Annotated in this window: 4 protein-coding genes; all 4 read right to left on the bottom strand. The window is 73.5% G+C overall.

The genetic code is table 11. The features are described from left to right. Window positions 1-107: 107 nt before the first annotated feature. The 4 genes from tmk to VJ698_RS12985 all read right to left on the bottom strand — a co-directional run bounded on the left by tmk (window position 108) and on the right by VJ698_RS12985 (window position 8,119). On the bottom strand, window positions 108-2,159 hold the full coding sequence (gene tmk / locus VJ698_RS13000; RefSeq protein ID WP_324103193.1) for a dTMP kinase: 2,052 nt from the start codon (window positions 2,157-2,159) through the stop codon (window positions 108-110). Between the two features lie 60 nt (window positions 2,160-2,219). Then, window positions 2,220-4,970, bottom strand: a complete 2,751-nt coding sequence (topA, locus tag VJ698_RS12995; protein WP_324103192.1) for a type I DNA topoisomerase — start codon at window positions 4,968-4,970, stop codon at window positions 2,220-2,222. Window positions 4,971-5,015: 45 nt separating this feature from the next. After that, the gene (locus tag VJ698_RS12990; RefSeq protein ID WP_324103191.1) at window positions 5,016-5,648 is read right to left on the bottom strand and encodes a hypothetical protein; all 633 of its coding nucleotides are present in this window, start codon (window positions 5,646-5,648) and stop codon (window positions 5,016-5,018) included. A 191-nt stretch (window positions 5,649-5,839) separates the two neighbouring features. Further along, window positions 5,840-8,119: a sodium-translocating pyrophosphatase gene (locus VJ698_RS12985; protein ID WP_324103190.1), complete on the bottom strand. Its 2,280-nt coding sequence runs from the start codon at window positions 8,117-8,119 to the stop codon at window positions 5,840-5,842. Between the last annotated feature and the right edge of the window lie 17 nt (window positions 8,120-8,136).

The following is an 8,136-nucleotide window of genomic DNA, read 5'->3' as shown; positions in this document are numbered from 1 at the left end:
CCGCGCCGCCGCCAGTGGCCCCTCGCCGAGCACTCTGGTGGCCGCCTCGGCCGCGGCCGACAGCGTGGCCACGGCGGCCGGCTGGGCGACTAGCACGTTCCAGACGCTCACACGACCACCCGGTCCGCCCGCTCCTGCGCGACCGGCACCGGCAGCGCGTCGGGCAGTGCCGCGCGGATGCGCCGCTGCACCTCCTCCGCCGGCTGGCCGGCGTCCACCCGCAGGTAGCGCTGCGGGTCGGCCCGGGCGAGCCGCAGGAAGCCTTCCCGCACCCGCTCGTGGAACGCCACCGTCTCCGCCTCCATCCGGTCCGAGCCCTCCGCCTGGCCGCGGGCGCGCCGCAGCCCCTCCTCCGCCGGCAGGTCGAGCAGCACGGTGAGGTCGGGGACGAGGCCGCCGGTGGCCCACTGCGACAGCTTCCCGATCATGTCGTGGTCGAGCTCGCGTCCCGCGCCCTGGTAGGCGAGGGAGGAGTCGACGTACCGGTCGGACAGCACCACCGCGCCGCGCCGCAGCGCCGGCTCGACGACCCGTTCGACGTGCTCGGCGCGGTCCGCGGCGTACAGCAGGGCCTCCGCCCGGCCGCCGATCCGGCCGCCGGCGGGGTCGAGCAGGAGCGCGCGCAGCTTCTCCCCGAGGGGGGTGCCCCCGGGCTCGCGGGTGACCACGACCTCGCGGCCCAGCCCGGCCAGCCAGTCCCGCAGCAGCGCCACCTGGGTCGACTTGCCGGCGCCCTCGCCGCCCTCGACGACCAGGAAGAACCCGGGGTGCCGCGGGGGGAGCGGCCGGCCGCGGACCGCCGCCCAGATCTCCGGCAGCACCGGGACGCCGACCTGGTCGTCCATCTGCCGGAACGCGTACAGCCCGACGGCCACCGCGACCACCCCGCCGGCGAGGAGCACGAGCGTGACGCCGTCGGCGCGGATGCGGGCCCCGTTGGGCAGCACGATGCTGTGCGCGCCGATGAGGCCGACCAGCGTCGGCGCGGCGGCGAGCACGAGCAGCAGGTCGACCCGCACCAGCGACTGCACCAGCGCGAACGTGCGCCCGCGCTTGTCGTCGGACACCTCGGCCTGCAGCAGGGTGTACCCGGTCACCCAGGCCACCCCGGCGAACGCGCCGATGAGCACCACCATGCCGACGGCGACCACGAGGTTCGGCAGCACCGCGACGATCATGAGGGTGACGCCCGCGCCGGTGACCGCGATCCCGAACAGCCGGCGGCGACTGTACCCGCCGAGCAGCCGCGGCCCCAGCGCCATCCCGCCGGCCAGCCCGACGAACGCCGACCCGAACAGCACGCCGTACGCCGCGTCGCCACCCCTGAGCAGGCCGGCGTAGAGCCGGCCCAGCGCGACGACGCACCCGACCCCCGCGAAGCCCCCGAGGATGCCGACCACCAGCCCGCGGACCAGCCGGGTCCCGCCGACGAACCGCCAGCCCTCGGTGATCGATGCCCAGAACGACAGTTGGGGCGCGGCCTCCGCGCGCCTGGCCCGGCCGATCGAGCGCAGCGTGAACACCGCGCACGCGGAGGCCAGGAACGTGGCCGCGTCGAAGTAGAGCGCGAGGTCGACGGGGTTCGTGCTGAAGAACGGGATGCCGGAGGCGAGTGCCCGGTTGAGCGCGGACAGCAGCGCGAAGATGCCGGCCGCGACCGGGGCGGTGCCGTAGGTCGTGATGAGGCTGAGCGTGTTCCCCGCCTCGAGCTGCTCGGGGCGCAGCAGGTTGGGGACGCTCGCGTCCTTCGCCGGATTCCAGAACAGGCTCGCGCACTCGACGAGGAACGAGGCGACGAGCAGCCACCACAGCGTGCCGACGACCGGGATCGACACGAACAGCCCGAAGCGGACCACGTCCGCGACGACCATCGTCAGCCGCCGGTCGAGCCGGTCGGCGACCGCGCCGGCGACCGGGCCGAGCAGCAGCGCGGGCAGCAGCCGCACGACGAGCACCGAGCCCAGCGCGTAGGCCTTCGCCGAGTACCCCTTCTGCAGGCTGGTGGCCAGCGCGGTGGTGGCGAGCAGGCCGATCCAGTCACCCAGGCTGGACACCGCCAGCGCCAGCCACAGCCTGCGGAACGGGCCGACGCGCAGCACCGAGCGGACGTCGTTGTCGTGGTTGACCGGCCGGCGCGGGGGCCTGGGGACGCTGGCCACGGGCGGCCGCGCCGGGCCGCCCGTCGGGCGGTGCCCGTCCCCGGCCCGGCTGGGCACCGCTCAGCCCGTCCGCCGCGGGCCGCCCGACGACCCCGCCGCGCTCCTGCCCTTGCGCGGCGCGGCGGCCCGGGTGGGCGCCCGCCGCCGGGTGACCGGGCCGCGGGCCCGCCGCTCGGCGAGCAGGTCGGCCGCCCGCTCGGCGGTCAGGTCCTCGACGCCGTCGCCCTTGCGGAGGCTGGCGTTGGTCTCGCCGTCGGTGACGTACGGCCCGAACCTGCCCTCCTGTACCACCATCGGCCTGCCGGTGGCCGGGTCCTCGCCGAGCTCGCGCAGCGGCGGGGGCACGGCGGCGGTGCGGCGGCCGCGGGGCTTGGGCTGGGCGAGCAGGGCGAGCGCCTGGTCCAGGGTGATCGTGAAGAGCTGCTCCTCGCTCTCCAGCGAACGTGACTCCCCACCCTTCTTCACGTACGGACCGTAGCGACCGTTCTGGGCGGTGACCTCCTCGCCGTCCGGCGCCACGCCGAGCGTGCGGGGGAGGGTGAGCAGCCTCAGGGCCTCGTCGAGCGTGACGGTGCCCGGCGACATCGCCCGGAGCAGGCTGGAGGTGCGCGGCGGGTCCTCGGTCGTGGTGACGTACGGGCCGTACCGCCCCATCCTGGCGATCACCTGCGCGCCGGTCGCCGGGTCGGTGCCCAGCACCCGCTCGCCGTTCGGGGCCGCCAGCAGCTCCATCGCGCGGTCGACGCCCAGCTCGTCGGGCGGCAGGCTGTCGGGGACGCTCGCACGCTGCGCGCCGTGCTGGACGTACGGCCCGTACCTGCCGACGCGGACGACGACCGGCTCGCCGTCGGCGGCCACGCCGAGCGGGATGGAGTTGACCTCGCGGGCGTCGATGTCGGCCAGCCGCTCGTTGACCATGCGCTTGAGCCCGCCGGAACGGGCGACGCCGTTCTCCTGCCCGCCCTCGCCCCCGAAGTAGAAGCGCGTCAGCCAGTCGACCGACTGCGTCACGCCGCCGGCGATCGCGTCGAGGTCGTCCTCGACGGCGCTGGTGAAGCGGTAGTCGACGAGCCGGGTGAAGTGGTCCTCGAGCAGCGCCACCACCGCGAACGCGACGAAGCTCGGCACCAGCGCGGCGCCCTTCTTCCACACGTACCCGCGGTCCTGGATCGTCCCGATGATGCTCGCGTACGTCGACGGGCGGCCGATCCCCAGCTCCTCCAGCGTCTTGACCAGGCTGGCCTCGGTGTAGCGGGGAGGCGGGCTGGTGGTGTGGCCGCGGGGGTGCAGCTCGCGCGCGGTGAGCGGGTCGCCGACACGGACCGCCGGCAGCCGCCGCTCGCGGTCCTCCAGCTCGGCGTCGGGGTCGTCGGCGCCCTCCACGTAGGCCCGCAGGAAGCCGGGGAACGTGATCACCTTGCCGGACGCGCCGAGTTCGACGTCCTCCCCCACGCTGGAGCGCCCGCCCACCCGCACGGTCGCGCTGGTGCCGGTGGCGTCGGCCATCTGGCTGGCCACCGTACGCTGCCAGATCAGCTCGTAGAGCCGGTAGCCGTCGTTGTCCAGCCCCTGGCGGACCTCCCCCGGCGTACGGAAGTGGTCGCCGGCCGGCCGGATCGCCTCGTGCGCCTCCTGGGCGTTCTTGACCTTCTTGGCGTACGTGCGGGGGCGCTGCGGCACGTACTCCGGCCCGTAGAGCTGGCGCGCCTGCTCCCGCGCCGCGGTCAGCGCCGCCTCCGACAGGTTGGTGGAGTCGGTGCGCATGTAGGTGATGTAGCCGTTCTCGTACAGCCGCTGCGCGACCTGCATGGTGCGCCGGGCGTCGAAGCGCAGCTTGCGCCCGGCCTCCTGCTGGAGCGAGCTGGTCATGAAAGGCGGGTACGGGGAGCGGCGGTACGGCTTGTCCTCGACGGTCCTGACCGTGAACGAGGTGTCCGCCAGCCGGTCGACGAGGGAGCGTGCCGCCGCCTCGTCCAGCAGGGCGACGTCGGCGCCGGTGAGCCTGCCGCCGTCGTCGAAGTCGCGGCCGGTCGCCAGCCGGCGGCCCTCCAGCGCGACCAGCGTCGCGGGCAGCGGGGTCGGGTCGCGGTCCCCGACGAAGATCCCCTCGACGTCCCAGTAGCTCGCGCTGCGGAAGCGCATCCGGGCACGCTCCCGCTCGACGAGGATGCGGGTGGCGACGCTTTGCACCCGGCCCGCCGACAGCTTCGGCATGACCTTCTTCCACAGGACGGGGCTCACCTCGTACCCGTAGAGCCGGTCGAGGATGCGTCGCGTCTCCTGGGCGTCGACGAGGTGCTCGTCGATGTCGCGCGGGTTGTCGATGGCGCGCTGGATGGCCTGCGGGGTGATCTCGTGGAACACCATCCGCTTGACCGGGACCCTGGGTCGCAGCGTCTGCAGCAGGTGCCAGGCGATCGCCTCCCCCTCGCGGTCCTCGTCGGTGGCCAGGTAGAGCTCGGCGGCGTCCTTGACGAGCTGGCGCAGCTTGGCGACCTGCGGCTTCTTGTCCGGCGTGACGACGTAGAGCGGCTGGAAGCCGTGGTCGACGTCGACCCCGAGCCGGGCCCACGGCTGGCCCTTGTGGCTGGCGGGGACGTCGGAGGCGTTGCGCGGCAGGTCGCGGATGTGGCCGATGCTGGACTCGACCAGCCAACCCGGCCCGAGGTAGCCGGCGATGGTCCTCGCCTTGGCCGGCGACTCGACGATGACGAGCCGGGGTCCGGTGGCGGCGGGGCCGCCGTTCGCGCCGGCGCGCGCGGGCGGGGACGCGGTCCGGTCCGCGGCGGTCGACGTGGTGCGCGGGGGCACTGCTCTCCTCGGTTCGGGCTGCTGCGTGGTGGTGCGACGGGTGGTTCAGCTCGCCGGCCAGGCGCCTGGCGGCACGCCCTCGGGCGGCTCGCCGACGAGCTCCCGGAGGCGGGCCAGCCGCCGGCCGCCGACCAGACGGTACGCCGGACCGTCCGCCCGGGGCCCGAGAAACGTCGCCGGCAGGCCGGCGGCGGCGAGCGCGGCGCCCACCGCGGGCCAGACCGGCTCGGCGTTCGGTCCTACGGCCAGCCGGTAGCCGAGCCGGTCGGGCCGGCCCGCCGCCAGCACCCACCAGCGCAGCCGGCCCCCGTCGAGGTGGAGGCCGGCCGGGGCGACCAGCCGGGCGCCGGCGAACCAGCGGGCGGCGACCGGGACCAGCCGTGGATCGAACGCGGTGCGCACGCTCACCATTCCGGTGCCGGCGGCCGGTACGCCGCCGTACGGTGCCCCGCCGTAGGGCGGCCGCTGGCCGCCGACGGCCACGGCGTCGCCGGCCAGCTCCAGCGCGACGAGCCCGGCCAGCAGCGGCGCGACGCGCCAGCCGCCCGGCACGACCACCGACAGCCGGGCCGCGTCCCCGCGCCGGACGACGTGGCCCGGACCGCACAACAACCCCTCCAGGTCTTCGACCGCCGGGGCCTGCACGGTCGCGGAGAGAAGTGACAACTGCCGGGCCATGCGATCACGCTAGGGCATGGCCGGCGGATCGTGCGAGAGGCGCTGCCGGCCGGTGGCCGTGCCGCCGCCCGGACAGCCCCGCCCGGTCACCTCCAGGCGGCGCCATGCCGGTGCTCCTCGCCCCGCTCGTCGCGGTGGGGTCCACCCGAGGTCCTGGACGGACCTCACCGGTGATCTTCCTGGTCGGTCGGTCAGACGGGGACCTCGGCCTTGCGCTCGGTGCCCGCCTCGGCGGCGGCCACCTCCGGACCGGCGATCGCCGTGCTGCGCCGCTTCGAGACGACGATCACTGCCGTCACGACCGCCACGGCGACCAGCGCGATCGCGATCCGCAGCGGCTTGTTCTCGTCGGCGCCGACCGAGTACTTCACGACGGAGGGCGCGATGAGGAGGCTGACGAGGTTCATGACCTTGATCAGCGGGTTGATTGCGGGGCCGGCGGTGTCCTTGAACGGGTCGCCGACCGTGTCGCCGATCACCGTGGCGGCGTGGACGTCGGAGCCCTTGCCGCCGTAGTTGCCGTCCTCGACGAGCTTCTTGGCGTTGTCCCACGCGCCGCCGGAGTTGGCCAGGAAGACGGCCATGAGCACGCCGCCGGCGATCGCGCCGCCGAGGTACGCCCCGAGCGGGGGGTAGCCCAGGCCGAAGCCCACCGCGATCGGCGCGAGCACGGCGAGCGTGCCCGGCGTGATCAGCTCCCGCAGCGAGTCCTTGGTGCAGATGTCGACGACGGCGCCGTAGTCGGGCTTCTCGCTGCCGTCCATGATCCCCGGCTTGGTGCGGAACTGCTCCCGCACCTCGAAGACCACCCGCCCGGCCGCCCGGCCCACCGCGTTGATCGCCAGGCCGGAGAACAGGAACACCACGGCCGCGCCGATGACGAGGCCGACGAGCGCGTCGGGGATGCCGATGTTGAGAGTGCGGGCGTTGTCGGGGTTGAGCCCGGCGTCCCGCAGCGCCCTGCCGACGGTGTCGGTGAACGAGCCGAACAGCGCGGTCGCGGCGAGAACCGCGGTCGCGATCGCGATGCCCTTGGTGATCGCCTTGGTCGTGTTGCCGACCGCGTCGAGGTCGGTGAGGACCTGCGCCGCCGGGCCCTCCAGCTCGCCGGACATCTCGGCGATGCCCTGGGCGTTGTCGCTGACCGGGCCGAAGGTGTCCATCGACACGATGACACCGACGGTGGTCAGCAGGCCGGTGCCCGCGAGCGCGACCGCGAACAGCGCCACCGTGACGGAACCGTGCCCGAGCAGGTACGCGCCGTAGACACCGCCGCCGATGAGCAACGCCGAGTACACCGCCGACTCGAGCCCGACGCTGATGCCGGAAAGGATGTTCGTCGCCGGCCCGGTGAGCGAGGCGCGGGCGATGTCCTTGACCGGCTTGCGCGAGGTCTCGGTGAAGTAGCCGGTCAGGAGCTGGATCGCCGCCGCCAGCACGAGCCCGATGAGCACCGCGACGATCGCGATCACTCGTGGGTCCCCGCCGAACCGGCCGAAGTTGCCCGCCGTGGCACCGGGCAGGTCGGCGAAGCTGGCCGGCAAGTAGGCCAGCGACGCGATCGCGACGAGCACGGCGGAGATGGCCGCGGAGATGAAGAAGCCGCGGTTGATGGCGGTCATACCGGTACGGTCACCCGGACGCGGCGCGACGAGCAGGATGCCGATGACGGCGGTGACCACGCCGATCGCCGGGATGATGAGGGGGAATACCAGGCCCTTCTCGCCGAACGCCTCCTTGCCCAAGATCAGCGCGGCGACGAGCGTCACGGCGTACGACTCGAACAGGTCGGCCGCCATGCCGGCACAGTCGCCGACGTTGTCGCCCACGTTGTCGGCGATCACCGCGGGATTGCGCGGATCATCTTCCGGAATGCCGGCCTCCACCTTGCCCACCAGGTCGGCGCCGACGTCAGCGCCCTTGGTGAAGATACCGCCGCCAAGACGCGCGAAGATCGAAATCAGCGAAGAACCGAATGCGAGACCCAGCAGAGGCTTGAGGGTGACCGCATCGACCGCCTTGCCTCCGGTGATGTACCAGAAGAACAGGCTCACGCCAAGCAGGCCGAGGCCGACCACCAGCATACCGGTGATCGCACCGCCACGGAACGCAACGGCAAGTGCCGGGCCGATGCCGTGAGTAGCGGCCTGCGCAGTGCGGACGTTGGCGCGCACCGACACATTCATGCCGATGAACCCGCATGCGCCGGACAGTATGGCGCCGACCACGAAGCCGGCTGCGGTTGTTCCGTCGAGGAAAACGCCGATGAGGATCGCGAGCACGACACCGACCATTGCAATGGTCTTGTATTGTCGCGCGAGATACGCACCTGCGCCCTGCTGCACCGCCGCCGCGATTTCCTGCATGCGGGCGTTGCCGGCATCCTGACTCAAGATCCAGCTCCGGGACACCAATCCGTAGATGACGGCCAATACACCGCAGACTACGGCAATCCACAAACCTGTTGCCATACTGTTTCCTCCATGTT

The sequence above is a fragment of the Noviherbaspirillum sp. genome (assembly GCF_035254685.1).
Taxonomy (GTDB): Bacteria; Pseudomonadota; Gammaproteobacteria; order Burkholderiales; family Burkholderiaceae_D; genus Noviherbaspirillum.
This window is presented reverse-complemented; position numbering and strand designations above follow the sequence as displayed.

Bases quoted from the DNA above. Each gene is read 5' to 3' on its own strand.
- VJ698_RS12990 (WP_324103191.1), bottom strand. From the start codon at position 5,648: ATGGCCCGGCAGTTGTCACTTCTCTCCGCGACCGTGCAGGCCCCGGCG.
- VJ698_RS12985 (WP_324103190.1), bottom strand. From the start codon at position 8,119: ATGGCAACAGGTTTGTGGATTGCCGTAGTCTGCGGTGTATTGGCCGTC.